This window comes from Paenibacillus sp. FSL R5-0623, assembly GCF_037974265.1.
In the GTDB taxonomy this organism is placed as follows: Bacteria; Bacillota; Bacilli; order Paenibacillales; family Paenibacillaceae; genus Paenibacillus.
The window spans coordinates 1,248,637-1,265,482 of sequence record NZ_CP150233.1; the positions used below are offsets into that span (position 1 = coordinate 1,248,637).

The following is a 16,846-nucleotide window of genomic DNA, read 5'->3' on the forward strand; positions in this document are numbered from 1 at the left end:
GTAATAATAGTCGGATCTTGTGAAGAGGGGGGAGAAGTCGTGCTGGATCTGAAAGCGCTTCACGAAAATACCCGAATTGACCATAAATCATATCCATTTCAGCTGTTCCAAAATCGGTGTTCAGATATGAAAGCTGAAGAATGTATTCTGTATTTGCATTGGCATGAACATTTCGAACTGATTATTATGCGCAAGGGCAGTGCGCTTTTTCATATTGATAGCAAACCTTATATAGTTCGAGCAGGTGAGGTCATCATCATTCCTGGAGGTACATTGCATGTTGGATATGCTCTGGATGACGGGGATGTGCATTATGATTCCGTTGTAGTCAACCGTGCCCTGTTCCATGATTTCACTCATGATCCTGTGCATGAGCAATATGTCGCGCCCTACTTGGAAGGAAGAGTGAGATTTCCGGTCAAACCGGCAGAGGAAAACACAGTCTGTGTAGGCTATTATTCTTTGTTGAATGAAGCCGTAGAAGAAATGGCGTTACAGCCCCCGGCTTATCAGCTTGTGGTGAAATCCAAGTTACATGCTTTGTTCACCCTGCTTGCACGAACCTTTATGCCGCAGCAGCTACCGGATAAAACGGTTGGATCGTATTTTCCAAACCGCGAACGTTTCAAACAGTTGATTGCGCAGATCGAAGCGGACCCCATAGGGAAGATGTCTGTTACCGAAGCGGCAAGCCATGTGGGACTGAATGCGTATCATTTCTGCAAAATGTTCAAAAAGCTGACCGGACGTACCTTCGTGGAATACGTGAACGGGTGCAGGATGAGTGAGGCGGAGAAACTACTGCAAGGCAGCGGTCTGACCATTACGGAGATCGCCGCCAGAGTCGGCTGTGATAACGCCAATTATTTTACGAAACTGTATAAGCAATACAAGGGGATGACTCCCTCCGAGGCGCGGTTGAAGAAGGAAGGTTGAGTCACAAAAATGCTCCGTTCATCGTCATGTATGCATCAAGCGGAAGGGATTGATATACATGATACAGAATCACAATAAGCCGATATGGGATGTTGTCATCGTGGGAGCAGGCATTGCCGGATTAACCGCCTCGATATATCTGGCACGGGCGGGCCAGACTGTACTGTTGCTCGACAAAGGAAAACATCCCGGAGGCCGGGCTATTTCGACTGAGATCGCAGCCGCACGCGTAAACTTGGGAGCTCATGCTCTCAGTAAGAGTGCGCTTCCCATTCTGCAAGAGGTAGGCGTCACCCCTACCGGAGCAGTACCGAAACCGCCAGGCACATTGGTGTTCGAAGGAACGAACGGTGGTTATAGGGCAATTCCTCTAGCTCAGCTCTTGCTCGGATCGTTCTTGAAGTGGCAGGAGAAGTCCCAACTCCTTCGGTTCTACACTTCCCTAAGCAAGACAGACACATCTGCTCTGTGTAAAGTTAGTCTGCAGGCTCACTTGGAAGCCCAGATCTCCAGTCCACGTGTGCGCAGTGTCGTGCTTGGTCTCGTTCGTTTGAGCACATACTGCGATGCTCCCGACCAGCTAAGTGCTGGCGCTGTCATCAAGCAGCTCAAGCAGAGCCAAGTGCTGTATATAGATGAAGGCTGGCAATCCCTCGTCAGCCGGCTGACAGAACAAGCTCAGCAGGCTAACGTGTTAATCCGCACGAGCTCTGTTGTAATTGGCATTACCGGGAGCTATCCGCAGATGATGGTCACTTTAAAAGATGGATCACAGTTGACGACTCGTCACGTGATATCCACTGCCGGTCCAATGGATACGCTAGCTCTCCTCAATCCCGCTCTTACACCCATGGAAGTGGAAGCTTATAAGCTAACTCCTGTTCGTACCGCGTGCCTGGATCTCGTCGTATCGGGGATGCCTCAACCAAAAACGAAATTTGTTTTAGGCGCCGATTACCCGTTGTACTACTCCAACCATTCCGCCGCGGCTTCCTTATCAGAGAATCCGGCAAACGAGGTTGTGCATGTCATGAAGTATTTGTCAGCTTCAATCCATTCGGACCCCACGCAGGATGAATACGAGCTTAAAGGCTTTCTTGATTTCATTCAGCCGGGGTGGCGCAAGCACGTCGTTCAGCAGCGTTTCCTTCCTCGAATGCTTGTCTCGCATGGCATCGTCACCGCAGCGAACGGCGGCCTCCCTGGCAGGCCTGGACCTGCGGTCAAAGGAAGACCCGGACTCTATGTTGCTGGCGATTGGGTAGGAGCTGAGGGGATGTTGATTAACGCATCTTTAGCGAGCGCGAAAGAGGCTGCTCAAATGATAATAGCGGGTAGAGAAAAAGATAAGGAAGGGATGTATCATGGAGCTTGACTTGGTATACAGAACGTACAGACCTCTTCTTCTTTCCATCGCATATCGTATGTTAGGATCTGTCACTCATGCTGAGGATTTGGTGCAGGATGCATTTGTAACGGTACAACAGCAGGATATCCATAAGGAGGGTGGCCCTGTTCGTAACCTAAAAGCGTACTTATGCAAAATGGTTACGAACCGTTGTCTGGATTACTTGAAATCAACACGTAAAAAAAGAGAGGTATATATCGGGCCATGGCTGCCCGAACCTCTGGTGCAAGACTATATGTTCGCTCCAGAATCGGCTTCAGCAGCGGGACAGGACCCACTCCAAACGATTGAGCTGGAAGATACGATCTCGTACGCCTTTCTTGTCATGCTGGATCGGCTAACTCCTATTGAGCGCGCGGTATTCGTTCTACGAGAAGCCTTCGAATTTGATTATTGCGATATTGCAAACTTCGTGAACAAGACGGAGCTGGGATGCCGCAAGATTTACAGTCGTCTCAAACGTAAAATCCAAGACGAGCCGGAAGTCGAGTTGACCCCCAGCGCGCAGTCCGAGCAGCTTACACTTCGTTTCCTTCAGGCCACCTCTACTGGTGATATGGAAGGGCTCTTCAGAATGCTTTCGGACGATATCGTGCTGTATAGTGATGGTGGCGGTAAAGTCTTGGCAGCAATTAAACCCGTTACATCAAGCCAGCGAGTTCTTGCGTTCATTCAAGGGCTTGTATCCAAAAGTGACAGCACGGGGGCTGTGCGGCTCGTCAAGATCAACGGACAACTTGGATTTGTATTAAGCAGCCCTTCCGAGGCATTCCCGACTGTTGTCAGCCTTGCGTTCAGAAACGGCCGTGTTCAACGGATTTATCTCATGCGTAATCCAGATAAGCTACGGCATTTGAATTTAGGGTAAGATTAATTTGGGAGAGATGGTATTAGACAAACAAAACCCGGATGATCGCCAATTTCTGGCGATCATCCGGGTTATTTTATTCAAGTGAGTTTGCAACATGCTCATTTCATAAACCTGGAGAACAGACGATTGGCTTTCTTGGCGAGGTCGTCCATTTTGACGTTGGCATGATCGAACTGATTGTATCCCCATTTGATCGTTTGCAGCATGCGTGGAGATATGGGCGTTCCTTTGATCCGCGGATAGATGTTGTGATAAGCCCAGACAAGATGCTCCCAGCGATTGTCATTGCCGTCCTGAATATACTCGGATACGTCAATCACTTTCCCGCGCCCGTCCTGAAGAATTACATTTTTCAGATGAATGTCACGAGGGTTCAACCCTCGGCTGCGAACGGCTTCTCGCGCTGCGTCCACATCGAGCATCACCTGCTCGGGGACGGGGATTCCCTTTTCCAAACATTCCAGCAGCGTATCCCCGGGTTCAAAACTGATCACGAGCACATTCCGGCCGCTGCCGTAATAGGTAGGGAAGTATGGCAGGCCTTTGAGCTGCTCGTATACCTGCTTTTCATTTTCGAGTTTGTCCAAGGCATGATCCGAGTACATCTTGAAGGCGTACTGCGGCAAGCCGTCATACGTAAATACAGCCGCATCCGTACCTGTGCCAATACAATTCAATCCTTCTACATCGCCGATGATGTTTACGAGCTCATTCCGGTCGCTTCCGATGACTTGGATCTGTTGTAATGCTTCTTCCGCCTGGAACCAATCCGGTCGATTCATGGGTAGTGCCTCCTTTTAGGATATGCCTGTACAATTTTTTTATAAAATAATTACGTTCTACAACCCAAAAAAAGACTAATTAGTGTGTCTGGAGATCGTTAGTTTCCATAAAACCTCATGATCCACGTGATAAGGTGTGTGAGATTCGTTAGCGCCGGGCCCCCACTGGCCCTGGGTTAGACCCATACTAACATCCCGGTCTTGGATTCGCTGCCCTCTATGGAGTATATTAAGCGTTCTGCTCCGCAATTTCATCTTTTGGTGATGTTACTATATAAACGATACGGATCGAATCGGAAACGGTTGCGTCAGAAGAAAATAACGGAAGCGCGCTTGCGGCAAGGTTGCCCGGGCTTTATACTGTGAGCATTAAGGGATCTCATGCAGATCCGGCATACAGAAAGGCAGAAGTTCATATGGCACAATACCCGCAGTGGTCTTATTCGCAGTCGCGGGCGAGTATGTTCGATGAGTGCCTGCGCAAGTATTATTATCATTATTACGGTGCCCATAACGGCTGGAAGGCAGACGCCGCTGATGAGATGCAGGTTCGTCTGTACCGTCTGAAACAGCTTAGCAATCTGTACCTTGTCTTCGGGGACCTCGCGCATCGGATGTGTGAGTCGGCGGTACGCAGCAGGGAAGAGGGCAAGGATAAACCGCGTGAACACTTTCTGGAACAGACCATACGCAAGCTGCTGAATCAGGCGTATGTGGAATCCATGGATGTGGATCAGTGGCGGCTAAACCCCAAGAATCGCACGATGCTGTCCGAGATCTATTATGGGGATGACACGTTGAATGACCGGATTGCCACGATTAAGGAACGTGCTTCGGCCTGTGTCAGCAACCTGTACCAGACGCTTACGTGGGAGGACTTGTCCCGGGCAAGTACGGACATTCTGGAGATCGAGAAATGGGATACCATGATGCTGCACGATACACGCGTGTATGTGAAGATGGACTTATTGTATCGGCGCAGTAACGGCAATATTGTCATTGTGGACTGGAAGACGGGCAAGGAAGATGACTTCTCGGATCAGCTAATGCTGTACGCATCCTATGTGAGAGAGCACTACCGAATTCCTTTGGAGCAGATTGAACTGCGAGTAGAGTACCTGTTAACCGGGAAGCACCGAGAGTTTACCGCAACGGAAGAAGATATAAGGAAGGTAGAGGAGAACGTAGGCCGTTATATCGAGGAGATGCGATCCTGCGTTGAGGATGAGTATTACAACCGTCCCAAGGACGTCACCTACTTCACAGCGTTGCCTTCGCACCGGTCCTGCCGGGATTGCAACTTCCGCGAAGTGTGCAGTGAACGAGCAGTCTAAAGCGCCAAAACCGGAACAACCTAAAGGCCTTATACCAACCAACGAGCTATTTCATATGTGAAAAAAATCAAGAAGCGCAAGCCGGGCACATCATCTGTCCGACTTGCGCTTCTATTGCGTTCCACAGGCCTGGCGACAGGGCGCCGGGTGGAACGATCATATCAAGATTACTGGACAGCGGCGGTATTCTCCAGCGCCTGACCCGCAGGAACATAGGCATGCCCGAGATCCCGGGCAACCGCCTCATACGTGATATGTCCATTCAGCACGTTAACCGCGCTGCGAATGGACGAACTACCGCGAATCGCGGCGGTTGCACCGTGGTTGGCCAGCTGCAGCGCATAAGGCATGGTGGCGTTGGTCAGCGCCACCGTGGACGTACGCGGCACGGCGCCTGGCATGTTCGCCACCGCGTAGTGCACGACACCATGTTTCACATAGGTCGGTTCATCGTGGGTTGTGATATGATCAATGGTCTCAACGATCCCACCCTGATCAATCGCCACATCCACAATGACCGAACCCGGTGCCATCGTCTTCACCACTTGCTCGCTGACAAGCGTTGGCGCCTTGGCGCCCGGAATCAGCACCGCACAGATCAACAGATCTGCCGCCGCAACAGCTGTTGCGATGTTAGACGGGCTGGATACTAGCGTGTGGATCTGATTGCCAAAGATATCATCCAACTGCCGCAGACGATTCAGATTCAGGTCAAGGATGGTCACATCGGCGCCAAGACCAATAGCAATTTTGGCTGCATTTGTTCCCACCGTTCCGCCACCAATAATGACCACTTTCCCCCGACTGACGCCGGGTACACCGGACAACAGAATGCCCTTGCCACCTTCCGTTTTCTCCAGTAGTTGTGCTCCGATCTGGGAGGCCATGCGGCCTGCAACTTCACTCATAGGGGTGAGCAGGGGGAGGGTATTGTTAACCTCCAACGTCTCATACGCAATAGCCGTTACCCGACTTTTAATAAGGGCTTTGGCAAGCTCCGGTTCCGCTGCGAGGTGCAGGTATGTGAACAGAATCAGTCCCGGACGAAAATATCCATATTCACTGGCAAGTGGTTCTTTCACCTTGATGATCATATCGGCTTCGGTCCACACTGACTTGGCATCAATCCGAATCTCGGCGCCCGCAGCTTGATATTCATGATCAGTGAATCCACTCCCGATCCCCGCGCCTTGTTCAATCAGTACCTGGTGACCGGCTCTGATGAAATCAGCAGCCCCAGCCGGAGTCATTGCTACACGATTCTCATTGTTCTTGATTTCTTTGGGAATTCCGATTCTCATCACCATGCACCTCGTCCATTTATTGGTTGTTAGATTATACTACAAGTTTATGACTTGGATATTCGTTTTGCACCTTACTTGATGTCTAATTTTTAGGAATTGAACTCAACATATTGTCGAAAAAGACTGTTCAGGACATTTGTCCATAGATTATAATGTAAGAAAAAATAACACAAAGAGGGATCGACATTGCGAAATGACCGTGTGTTTACGATCAAAGATATCCTTGCACGTCCGGTATTTGGCCGAGCACGACTAGCGGCAGGGAAGGATGGAGTGAACCGTCAGGTTGGTTGGGTTCATGTATTGGAGATTACCAATGTATCTCCATTCGTAAGCCCTCATGATCTTATTTTATCCACTGGACTGTGGCTTCAATCGGAAGAAGGGCGCGAAGAGTATCTGCTTCAGCTCATTGGCAGTGAGGCAGCGGGGCTATGTGTGGAGTTTGGTACCAGCATATACGGAATCCCGGAAGAACTGATTGAACTGGCGAACAGACACCAGTTTCCGCTGATAGTATTTGAACAACCGGTCCGTTTTGTCGAGATTACACAGGATATTCACTCTCTGCTCATTAATCATCAACACCAGTTGCTGAAAAGTCTGGAAGCATACTCCCGTCAGCTTCAGCAAAGAACATTACAGAGTACGGATATGTCTGCTGTGCTGAAACTGCTGCATGAGTATGCTACCAAACCGGTGGTGTACATTTCGTCCATGGAGCCAGGCAGTTTTGTGCCCGAACTTGTTCCGGAGATGGAACAGGCCATCTATACCTGGTATGAGCATGAGGTAGAACATCTGGATTTGAATGATTCAGATAACGAATTATGGTTCCACATCGACGAAGAGAAGGCTCTGCTGTGTCAACCGGTCGTCTGTTTTGGCCAGGTATTTTCGGCTGTAGGCATGATTGTGCATCCCGCAGCTCCAGTGGAATATCTCAAGCTGTTGCTCGATTATACGGCGAAGGCGGCGGCAGCGCTCACGCTTCGTTCCCAGTTTCTTGAGGAGAAGATGGTTCGCAATCAGAATGAACTGATCCAGGATCTGATGAATGGCAACATCCATCAGGAGGAACAGGCTCAGACTAGAATGGGGCTTCGTTTGCTGGTGAAGGGACAGTACTGGTTTGCAGGAGGGGTCATCGAGATTGAGCATCGATTGAAGGGTACAGGCCGGGAGAGAATGGAAGCCAATCATCAGGATGTTCTTGTCCTGTTGCGTTCCCTGCTCAAGAAGAACAATCTGCCTAGCCTGATTATGCTGAAGAACAACCAGGTATATCTATGCTGTGCGAAGGAAGCGGTAACGGCTGTTGCACGTCATCAACTGCTGCGATTGCTGGAGGGGATTGCCCAGGACGTGAAACGGTTTGCGAGCCGTAACTTGAAACAGGTTATGATTCATGTGGGATTTGGCAAGTTACGCAACCGTTTGACCAGCCTGCCGGAGAGCCTTCAAGAGGCCTATCAGGTGATCGAAGTTTCAAGATCGGTAGATCCGATGGAACATATTCACTTTTACGAACGTATGGGTATATATCAAATGTTAAAGGCGTTACCCCAATCCTTCCTGCAACCCTTTGTCCAGGATCACCTTGGTATGTTGATTGAACATGACCAAACGCATCACCTGCGATTGGTGGAGACGTTGGATGCGTACCTGCAGAACTTTGGTTCCAAACGGGATGCAGCTGCCCAGTTATTTATTCATCGGCAAACGTTGTACAACAGACTGGAGAAGCTGGAAGAACTGATGGGTCCAGGTTACATGGATCAAGGGAGAAGAATCTGTCTGGAGATGGCGCTGCTCGCGCACGCGATGATTGAGAATGGGCAGTGTCAAACCTCGTGATGAGGTGAAAGGGATGCAACACAGACTGTGCACCCATCTTACACTACCTTGAGCACAGTCTAGCAGTTTCTACTAATCCGCCGGGTATGTTGTAATGAAGCAGGCAGGCGTTGCAGAGTGGAAGTGGAGCGTCGGCCCCGATAAAGCTTCACTTGACCGGAGGATGGTGCCAGTGATAAGGAAGAAGGTGCAGCCAGCCGATACGGGGGGGATGACCGGTCAGGGAGTCCTTCCGGTTCTGCGACGTTGTCCTCCATTGAAATGCCACTTTGGTGCAGCCATTCATTAAGTCGTTTGGGATTGATTCCGAGTTGTCCGCTCAGATTACAGATATCGAGGTTTATTCTCACACAAATCCGCCTTTCCTGGAATATCGGGCTGGTAGTAGGGTATGAAAGGGAAGCATGAATTCGAGATCAGTAAATGTTCATGTAACATGTTGATTGCAGTTTGATCGGCGGAATGATCCATTATGATAAGAAATAATGCAGAGGCGTTTATGTATACCTTGTTATACGTTTCCATGTCCGCTGTTTTGAATATTTCCATTAAATTGGCTTTTAACAAGATTCTATCACTTCACATGCAATTGCGCGTCTCAATATAGTCTCAATTTTGTGAGAGAAAAAAGTATATTAAAAGTACCAGTATCTAGTACGGAGGACATATATGGGAAACAGTAGTGAGGCTCAATACGACAAATATCTTGAGGATGGCAAACGTTTCATTGGTCGAACCAAGGAACTGACGACACTGGAGCGGTGGTTCAATCATCCGGAAGCCCCATTAACCATATTTTCAATTACGGGTATGGGAGGCATTGGTAAATCTTCCTTGCTTTCAGAGATGTTATCTGTCTCTCGGGATCGAGGTGCGACGGCAATATGGATGGATGGTCGATCATGTGGGGCAACTCCTTCCGTTTTTATGGATTATTTGTCCTCTACATTAGGCTTGGAAACAATGGATAGTGAAGGATACCCGCGACCATTGAGTCTGCTGAGAGACACATCGATCGAGAAGAGATTGGTTCTGGCCGTGGATAATTATGAAGAGCTTGCTCTGTTAGAAAGCTGGTTCATGGAAGTCTTTGTATCCAAACTTCCGTTAAGAGGGATACTTGTCATTCTGGCATCACGCCCGGAACTGGCGTCCACCTGGCGGACACATCCCCGATTACATCAGAGGTTTATACAGATGCGGCTTCAACATTTCACAGTGGATGAGATTACGGAATACATCACGGTGGCAGGCTTTCTGAATCAGGGGATGGCGGGTACCATTACACGAATGACCGATGGACATCCGCTGGGGCTGGCCCTTGCTGTAGAAGCTGCGGATCAGAGGAGGAATCTTCCACAGTCCGAATGGGCTGAATTGTCACATATGATCAGTGCACGATTGTTATTGGAACTGACGAATTCCCGTCTGCATCCCATGGTGGAGGTACTGACACTGATTGAGACAGCCAATCAGGAATTGTTATCATCTGTCCTGGACATGACTGTGACGCAAGAAGACTACCACATGCTGAGACAGATGTCGTTTATCCGTTCCGGTCCGGATGGTCTTGGACTGCATGACATGGCCAGGGTGCATCTGCTACGGGATTTTCGACAGCGTGAGCCACATCGGTTGCAGACATTGCGTATCAAGATTGCGAAGCTGCTGAAACCGCTACATGAACACGCAGGGGCTTATGCGCGTCGTCAAATCGCCCGAAAGATGCTTCTGCTCTGTCAGGAATCCATGCTTCAATACCGCAAGTACGCAGACGTGTCTCGTGATTCCCTGTTCTCCCCTCTTGAGACGATGAGAAAAGAGGATCTGCCCGCTCTGCACAGCTTGTTACAGCAATGGTGCGAGTACAGCGTGGAACCATGGCAGGCTGTGGCCTACGGTCCCTTCCTGGATGAGTTGGTACACCGTTATCCTGAAGGGATCGTATTGATGCGTGACAAGCTTGGGGAGACAATAGCCATGTTCATCACGGTACTTGTACATAGGGGTAGTAGTGAGCTGCTTTTGAAATATTTTCCGAATGAGATGCATGAATGCTTCACTCTACAGGAGCTTGAGAATGACCCGGATCAGAGTGATACTCACTTTGCATTGCTGGCGGCAGCAAGAGATGATGTGCCTGGTTATACACGAGAAGAACTGGTGGGATACATGGCACTGGATCGACTATCTCTACTGGGTGATGGTGCACGAGCGATGCTCGTTGCAACGAATCCTCACCTGAAACTATTTTTGCAAAGTATTGGATTCCAGATGCGAAGAACCCGCACTCGTGTCTGTGACAGATTCGAGGACCGGGCGGACATACTTGATTTGGATTTGCGTAGCGGGCAATTCGGAGAGTGGGTCATGTCTCTGTTTGCCCCGAAATCAACAGAAGATCGTATACAGCTGGAAACAACGGAAGTGGATGTTATCTGGACTGAACAGGATGTTCGCAAGATGTTGGGGAATCTTCGTTCTCCGGGAGAATTGCATGAATATGCTGACAGGGTTAGAGGAGTAAAGGATGGAATCCAGTTACAGCTGTATGTCATGGATCTGTTGGAAGGCAGGGTACACGGCCTATCTCCACAGGATCAGATGCTGTTATACGCGGCCTACTGGACGCATGCTGGCAATCCAACTGCCGCAGCCCAGACGTGTTCCATGAGTCGGGCGACATTCTATCGCCATCTCAGAACAGCGCTGACTCGCCTGGCGCGGATTTTGTAGGGTTCTATTCGTTCATCATACCGAGAATGACGACAAGAAGAGGCTGGTCATAGACCAAGCCTCTTCATGCGGTTATAGAGTGTTGCCCTGGAGATGCCAAGTTGCTTGGCGAGTGTTCGTTTGTTGCCACCTGCTGCTCTCAGATATTGAATTAGAAGTTGCGCCTCATAGGTGTCCAATTTTTGCTGGTAGGTAACACCCGAGACAAGTTCGGAATCATTCGAGGGATCTAATTCGTCCACATTTGCAATGGATCGAGGTTCTGGTTCTGCTCCCGCCGAATCCTGACGTTGCTGATTTTCGTTGTTGGCATATGAATGAATTCCGGATGTCAGTTGAACTTCGGACTGTTCATGCATGGTGAGGGAAGTGAGGGTATCAGGCAGGTATTCCTGCTTCACCTCACCATCTGTCGTCAGAATGGTCAGGCGTTCGATCACATTTCGTAATTCACGTACATTGCCTGGCCAATCATATTGGAACAGTAACTTGAACACTTCAGGTGGAACCAACTCAATGTGACGGTTATACAGCAATGAGAACTCTTGCAGGAACGTCTGGGTTAATTCATATATATCTTCCTTGCGCATGCGCAGAGGAGGGATGACAAGGTTAATGACATTCAGCCGGTAGTAGAGATCTTCCCGGAATTGGTTGCGGGTAATCATGCTAAGCAGGTTCTGGTTGGTTGCAGCGATAATCCGGCAGTCGGCCTGTTTCATACGCGTTCCCCCCACAGGAAAGTAACTCTTCTCCTGTAACACCCGAAGCAGCTTCACTTGCAATTCCAATGGCATCTCACCGATCTCATCCAGAAAAAGAGTCCCCCCTTCGGCAAGCTCAATCTTACCCTTTTTGCCTTTGGGATCCGCTCCGGAAAATGCGCCTTTTTCATAGCCGAATAGCTCACTTTCAAACAAGGAAGCGGGGATTGCCCCGCAGTTAATCGCGATAAACGGTGCAGTCTGCAATTCACGAAGATCATGAATAGCTTTGGCGAATAACTCCTTGCCTGTGCCGCTCTCCCCGAGTATAAGTACGGTTGCTGAGGTGGTACTGATCTTGCGAATGGTCTCCATGCACTGCTTAATAACCAAGCTACTGCCCTTGATTCTGGCAAATGGATCTGATTCGGGACGTAGCCGAGCAACGGCTTTCTCCAAGTGCTGGACTTTGGAGGTCATATGTAATAGTTCCTGATGTAATCGGATTTCGGTTGTTATATCCACTTCGGCAGCAACTGCACCCACAATACGTCCATCCAGTTGGACTGGACGAGCATTAATCAGCGCGAAGAGGTCGGGCCGTGGCTGATGCTGTTTGCGATAGACCGTTTCACCGGTATACAACGTTTTGAGAGACTGTAGCCGATCTGGAGGGAAAAAGTCCGCCGCGGGTTGTCCGATGATGTCTTTTTTGCTGATCGAAAAAACATGCTCCGCGCCAGTTGTCCAGTAGGCCACCTTGGCATCTTCATTAATTAATGTCAGAGCTGAACCCGCTGTCTCCAGTGTGGTCTCAAAATAAGCTTCTATTAGTCGATGCGCATGCATCATGGCATGCATAACATCGGATACGGAGATATATCCCAGTACGGGTCCTTCATCCTGAATGAACAGATAAGAAGATGTGTCGAATAAGGAGATGGCATCTACCAGCGATATCGATGAAGGGATACAGGGGGTGGGGAGGACTGTATCCAGAGTATCCATATCCGTGCGCAATAAAGACATTAAATCTGGAAGCAAATGTTTCATCGGTATCACCTCAGTTTGGGCATAACTTTCAGGACTGTACCTGTTACAAGGAACTCTTATGATCTGAGTAAATGGAAATATTTGAGTGAGATAGTTATCCATATTATAGCTTTCAAAGTGAAGTGTGTATAGATTTTTTGACATGAATCATACATAAGACAATCGGAAATCGTGGTTAATTTTGTTTTTGTAATGTTGGGGACTACGTGGTATTTTTCATCGTTGCCCAATCCAGGAATAGTCATTATCACTGCTGCATCAAGTGATGTACTGACATTACGGAATCATTCCAGTGCATCGGCAGTTGATCTGCAGACCCTGGCAGGCGGAACACAGATCAATGCGAATGCCTCTAACCTAATGCTACAATTAAGTGGTTAACTTTTGAATAATAAATGGGTATGTCCAGAAAAATAGACATTTAACTTTTCCTTATCTCATAATCATCCTCTAGAACGCTCGCTTGGAGCGAGAGAGCCTCCTTTCGGCATATCCCCTTTTCCTTATTGTATAACTTGGTTACAGCCTCGGTTTAAATGCATCTCGATGCTCTCTCAGGAATGCATCAAGTGAGCGCGGCGCTCTGCCAAGCAAGCGTTGAACGGTATCCGTCGGCTTTTCTGGCACAACGGTAGACATCGTCTGAATTTCCACAACGTGGTCTGCAAGCCAAGGAGGCATCTGTCCATGTTCGATCAGATCCGTTCGAAGCTCCTCGGGTTTGAGGTTGAGGAATCCGATCGGTCGATTGAACAGGGTGGACATTTTATCTGCAATCTGTGCATAAGTGAATGCTCCGGAACCCGTCAGCGTATAGATGCGGTTCACTGGTTTGTCTCTAGTCAGCACTTCTGTGGCAATATCTGCGATGTCTCGGCAATCGATGAAGTTGCACGGGGAATCTCCAATGCAGCCGAAGAATACATCTTGGGTTGTAATGGTTGGTGCGAGTCGGAGCAGATTTTGCATAAAAGCATAGGGGCGCAGCAATGTATATGTCATCCCGGATTTCACTAGAGCTTGCTCAATTTGTTCATGCCAGCCTGCTACAGATACTGGTGAACGTTCGTCATATGCTGGGCTGGATATTTTGACGACATGCTCCACTCCCTCTTGTGCAGCCATCTGAATAATGGATGTCTCTAGTTCCACTTGTTTAGGGTTGTTGGATAACGCTAGAAATAGTTGACTGATACCCGCCAAAGCTCTGCGCATCGATTCGGAATCATTTGCATCGGCAGCACAGATTTCAATCCCGGACAACGCCAAGTCCGCCATTTGTTGACGAAGCTTATCCGGCTTTCTACATACTGCCCGAACGGGAATACCTCTTTCCATCAAACGTCTCAAAAGTACATTTCCAATCATGCCTGTTGCTCCAATAATAGTAATCATGTTTCAATCTCTCCTTATAATGAACTTGTTTATTTGATAATGTAAGCTCGCCAGCGCCATGTCATGATCGTACAAGCTATTGCACCGGACAATGGAAAATCGAACCCAATATGATCCAACCAAGCCCATGAAGAACTCGGGTTTACGATCTGCAATACATTAGAAATCCCCCACGCCGCCACCAAGCCAAACCATGCGCCTGCAAGTGCCAAGCAGCCCACGACAATGATCCGGGGTGCTTTCGCCACCCACCGTGTGCGGTTTTCACGGTTACGAAGCCAGAGTCCGGCCCATAGAGCCATAAGCAGAGACGCCCCTCCAATCGTTGTTAAAGCTCGTAACTGAAGGACTTTATCAGCGGTAACGATTCCCCCGATGCTTGCCATGATGGCAGGAGACAAGTAGGCCGGGATTAATTCACGCCACAGTACAAAAGGTTTTGGGGGAGGATTAGCGGCTCGGTTTGGATAAGCTTCCTCGGAATGAATGGGGTCATTAAGGTTAACCATATCACTACTCCTTTTTTGTATAGAAATCACTGATTTGCTTTCACCCCTATATAATTAGGAGCCTAATTATATAGGGGTGAAAATGGGCTAGTTGAACTAGCCCGGTTCACCTTTCTTCGTTATGCTCCTAGGATTTTGGTTCTGAGAAGTCGCGTGACTCATCTGTAAGTGCTGCAATGCCTTGTGTTACACGCCCCAGCAGGTTGAGAAACACACTCCTTTCCTCGATCGTAAGTAATCCGACCATCGCTTCCAGTCTGGCAAAATGTTCCGCAGCCATATCCGTTAGCTTCTTCGCACCTTTGGCGGTCAAAATGACTGACTTCTGACGACCATCAACGGAACTCGTCCGACGAGCAACCAGTCCGTCCCGTTCTAAAATCTCGATTAGACCAGTTACGGTAGCACGGGTTACACCCAGATTTTCCGCCAGTTGGGAGGGCAGTTCTTCTCCATCGTGATCTTCAAGATCTGCCAACAGACGATATCGACCTGTCGATAAACCGAATCTGGAGAAATGGATTTCCGCAGCATGCCCAAGTTTGGCTCCTGCTACCATCAGTCTGGATGCGACAAGCACTGCTTGTGCATCCACGTCTAATTGATAGCGATCAACCTGACGCTTCGTTTGTACTAACGAAGGGATGAGGTACATATCAGTTGTTGATTTGTTTTGATTGTCCATGAATATAGTATGGTACCTAACTATATAGTTGTCAACTTTTGTTTAGACCATTCGTAAAGTTGGATGCTCTCGTAAAGTGTTCGTAGAGAAAAAACCATGTGCCGCCAGAAAGAAAGAGACAACATGGTTTTCTTTTTTTCTTTTTCATATATATTGATCCAGCTGGAAAATAACTATCGGAACATATTCTTAACGACCATCCAGAGATTAGCCGGTTTTTCGGCCAAACGGCGAGTATAGTACGGATACCACATGGTGCCATAAGGTACGTAACAGCGAATGCGATAGCCTTCTTTGGCGAGACGTTCCTGTTCGCTCATGCGCAGACCATATAACATCTGGAATTCAAAGGCATCCGGCGAGATTCCCCGATCCTTGGCGTATTGTTTCGTCCAGTTAATGATGTGATCATCATGCGAGGCAACTGCAGTGTACACACCCTGATCGAGATGATTGCGAATCATCGTTTTGAATTGATGAATGACTTCAGAAGTGTTCTGATAGGCGACTGATCCGGGTTCTTTGTAAGCACCTTTAACCAGACGAAGCCGAATACCTTCCCGAATCATATCGCGTGTATCTTCTTCGGTGCGATGCAGGTAGGCTTGCAATACTGTGCCTGTATTATGCAGTCCTTCCGAGTGCAATCTTCGGACAATATCCAGCGTCGCTTGAGTAAATGGACTATCCTCCATATCAATTCGAACAAAAAGATCATGCAATTTGGCTTGTGCGGCAACGGTACGGATATTTTGATATCCCTCTTCCGGGTCAAGTGCGAGGCCCATCTGGGTTGGTTTCAGTGAGACGTTGGAGTCTGCGCCTTCACGTGCAATGCCTTCTACCAGTCGTACATATTCATCCCTGTATAAAGCCGCTTCGCTCAGGCGAGTGATGCCTTCGCCCAGATGATCGAGTGTAGCCATAATGCCTTTATTATTGAGTATGTGGATCTCTTCGAGAGCTTCTTCCAAGGTGCTTCCTGCAATAAACTTGCCTGCCAGCTTCTTACCATATCTAATGGACAGGTTCTCTACAGCTTTGTTGCCTGCCACGGTTAATAAGGTTTTGCGATATATTTCCGTTCCTACACTCATTTTCGTTTCCTCCTTCAGCATTGTGCATCCTTAATTCAAGCAAGAAACATGCCAGATTTGGCGATGGTCTATTATTTTTCATGGAAATTTTCTATTTAAATTGTACTTTGAAGGTTGTTCTGTCATCGGAGTGGGCAGTGTGAATTTTCTTTAGTTGAATTTAACGAGAAAAATA

The 16,846-nt window shown here is 48.4% G+C and carries 15 protein-coding genes; 7 read left to right on the forward strand and 8 right to left on the reverse strand.

Annotated elements, in window-relative coordinates:
- Window positions 1-39 precede the first annotated feature (39 nt).
- From MKY92_RS05600 to sigJ, 3 genes are read left to right on the forward strand one after another with little or no spacing between them, the layout of a single operon-like run.
- Window positions 40-936: an AraC family transcriptional regulator gene (locus MKY92_RS05600; protein ID WP_339299590.1), complete on the forward strand. Its 897-nt coding sequence runs from the start codon at window positions 40-42 to the stop codon at window positions 934-936.
- 58 nt (window positions 937-994) lie between these two features.
- Window positions 995-2,311, forward strand: coding sequence for an FAD-dependent oxidoreductase (locus MKY92_RS05605; protein WP_339299591.1), 1,317 nt, complete (start codon window positions 995-997; stop codon window positions 2,309-2,311).
- A complete protein-coding gene (sigJ, locus tag MKY92_RS05610) occupies window positions 2,301-3,212 on the forward strand; it encodes an RNA polymerase sigma factor SigJ (RefSeq protein ID WP_339299592.1) in 912 nt (303 codons plus the stop codon). The genes MKY92_RS05605 and sigJ overlap by 11 nt, the downstream gene beginning before the upstream one ends.
- A gap of 101 nt (window positions 3,213-3,313) precedes the next feature.
- Here sigJ and MKY92_RS05615 read toward each other — a convergent pair whose 3' ends face one another.
- Window positions 3,314-3,997 (reverse strand): serine/threonine protein kinase, encoded by a 684-nt coding sequence (locus MKY92_RS05615; RefSeq protein ID WP_076329467.1) that lies wholly within the window; start codon window positions 3,995-3,997, stop codon window positions 3,314-3,316.
- 416 nt (window positions 3,998-4,413) lie between these two features.
- On the opposite strand from MKY92_RS05615, the gene MKY92_RS05620 reads away from it, so the two are divergent.
- Complete coding sequence (locus tag MKY92_RS05620; RefSeq protein ID WP_339301706.1) at window positions 4,414-5,331, forward strand: PD-(D/E)XK nuclease family protein; 918 nt, start codon at window positions 4,414-4,416, stop codon at window positions 5,329-5,331.
- 167 nt (window positions 5,332-5,498) lie between these two features.
- Here MKY92_RS05620 and ald read toward each other — a convergent pair whose 3' ends face one another.
- The gene (ald, locus tag MKY92_RS05625; protein WP_339299593.1) at window positions 5,499-6,632 is read right to left on the reverse strand and encodes an alanine dehydrogenase; all 1,134 of its coding nucleotides are present in this window, start codon (window positions 6,630-6,632) and stop codon (window positions 5,499-5,501) included.
- A gap of 189 nt (window positions 6,633-6,821) precedes the next feature.
- Between ald and MKY92_RS05630 the strand changes: the two genes are divergently transcribed.
- Entirely contained in the window at window positions 6,822-8,492 is a 1,671-nt protein-coding gene (locus MKY92_RS05630; RefSeq protein ID WP_339299594.1) for a PucR family transcriptional regulator ligand-binding domain-containing protein, read from the forward strand.
- A 59-nt stretch (window positions 8,493-8,551) separates the two neighbouring features.
- Here the strand turns inward: MKY92_RS05630 and MKY92_RS05635 are convergent, their stop codons facing one another.
- Entirely contained in the window at window positions 8,552-8,842 is a 291-nt protein-coding gene (locus MKY92_RS05635; protein WP_152683010.1) for a hypothetical protein, read from the reverse strand.
- Between the two features lie 319 nt (window positions 8,843-9,161).
- On the opposite strand from MKY92_RS05635, the gene MKY92_RS05640 reads away from it, so the two are divergent.
- On the forward strand, window positions 9,162-11,228 hold the full coding sequence (locus MKY92_RS05640) for a hypothetical protein (protein WP_339299595.1): 2,067 nt from the start codon (window positions 9,162-9,164) through the stop codon (window positions 11,226-11,228).
- Between the two features lie 47 nt (window positions 11,229-11,275).
- Here the strand turns inward: MKY92_RS05640 and MKY92_RS05645 are convergent, their stop codons facing one another.
- A complete protein-coding gene (locus tag MKY92_RS05645) occupies window positions 11,276-12,961 on the reverse strand; it encodes a sigma 54-interacting transcriptional regulator (protein WP_339299596.1) in 1,686 nt (561 codons plus the stop codon).
- Window positions 12,962-13,177: 216 nt separating this feature from the next.
- Between MKY92_RS05645 and MKY92_RS05650 the strand changes: the two genes are divergently transcribed.
- The gene (locus tag MKY92_RS05650; protein ID WP_339299597.1) at window positions 13,178-13,366 is read left to right on the forward strand and encodes a hypothetical protein; all 189 of its coding nucleotides are present in this window, start codon (window positions 13,178-13,180) and stop codon (window positions 13,364-13,366) included.
- 138 nt (window positions 13,367-13,504) lie between these two features.
- Here MKY92_RS05650 and MKY92_RS05655 read toward each other — a convergent pair whose 3' ends face one another.
- From MKY92_RS05655 to MKY92_RS05670, 4 genes are all read right to left on the reverse strand, one after another.
- Window positions 13,505-14,380 carry an SDR family oxidoreductase gene (locus MKY92_RS05655; protein WP_339299598.1) on the reverse strand — a complete coding sequence of 292 codons (876 nt, stop codon included), beginning with the start codon at window positions 14,378-14,380 and terminating at the stop codon, window positions 13,505-13,507.
- A 29-nt stretch (window positions 14,381-14,409) separates the two neighbouring features.
- Window positions 14,410-14,889, reverse strand: a complete 480-nt coding sequence (locus tag MKY92_RS05660) for a hypothetical protein (RefSeq protein ID WP_339299599.1) — start codon at window positions 14,887-14,889, stop codon at window positions 14,410-14,412.
- A 127-nt stretch (window positions 14,890-15,016) separates the two neighbouring features.
- On the reverse strand, window positions 15,017-15,574 hold the full coding sequence (locus MKY92_RS05665; RefSeq protein WP_339299600.1) for a MarR family transcriptional regulator: 558 nt from the start codon (window positions 15,572-15,574) through the stop codon (window positions 15,017-15,019).
- A gap of 173 nt (window positions 15,575-15,747) precedes the next feature.
- Window positions 15,748-16,671 (reverse strand): proline dehydrogenase family protein, encoded by a 924-nt coding sequence (locus tag MKY92_RS05670; protein ID WP_339299601.1) that lies wholly within the window; start codon window positions 16,669-16,671, stop codon window positions 15,748-15,750.
- Window positions 16,672-16,846 lie beyond the last annotated feature (175 nt).

Excerpts from the sequence above, each read along its gene's own strand:
- MKY92_RS05670 (WP_339299601.1), bottom strand. The coding sequence starts at position 16,671 with ATGAGTGTAGGAACGGAAATATATCGCAAAACCTTATTAACCGTGGCA.
- MKY92_RS05640 (WP_339299595.1), top strand. The coding sequence starts at position 9,162 with ATGGGAAACAGTAGTGAGGCTCAATACGACAAATATCTTGAGGATGGC.
- MKY92_RS05615 (WP_076329467.1), bottom strand. The coding sequence starts at position 3,997 with ATGAATCGACCGGATTGGTTCCAGGCGGAAGAAGCATTACAACAGATC.
- ald (WP_339299593.1), bottom strand. The coding sequence starts at position 6,632 with ATGAGAATCGGAATTCCCAAAGAAATCAAGAACAATGAGAATCGTGTA.
- MKY92_RS05605 (WP_339299591.1), top strand. The coding sequence starts at position 995 with ATGATACAGAATCACAATAAGCCGATATGGGATGTTGTCATCGTGGGA.
- MKY92_RS05665 (WP_339299600.1), bottom strand. The coding sequence starts at position 15,574 with ATGGACAATCAAAACAAATCAACAACTGATATGTACCTCATCCCTTCG.
- MKY92_RS05655 (WP_339299598.1), bottom strand. The coding sequence starts at position 14,380 with ATGATTACTATTATTGGAGCAACAGGCATGATTGGAAATGTACTTTTG.
- MKY92_RS05645 (WP_339299596.1), bottom strand. The coding sequence starts at position 12,961 with ATGTCTTTATTGCGCACGGATATGGATACTCTGGATACAGTCCTCCCC.
- MKY92_RS05660 (WP_339299599.1), bottom strand. The coding sequence starts at position 14,889 with ATGGTTAACCTTAATGACCCCATTCATTCCGAGGAAGCTTATCCAAAC.
- MKY92_RS05650 (WP_339299597.1), top strand. The coding sequence starts at position 13,178 with ATGTTGGGGACTACGTGGTATTTTTCATCGTTGCCCAATCCAGGAATA.
- MKY92_RS05620 (WP_339301706.1), top strand. The coding sequence starts at position 4,414 with ATGGCACAATACCCGCAGTGGTCTTATTCGCAGTCGCGGGCGAGTATG.
- sigJ (WP_339299592.1), top strand. The coding sequence starts at position 2,301 with ATGGAGCTTGACTTGGTATACAGAACGTACAGACCTCTTCTTCTTTCC.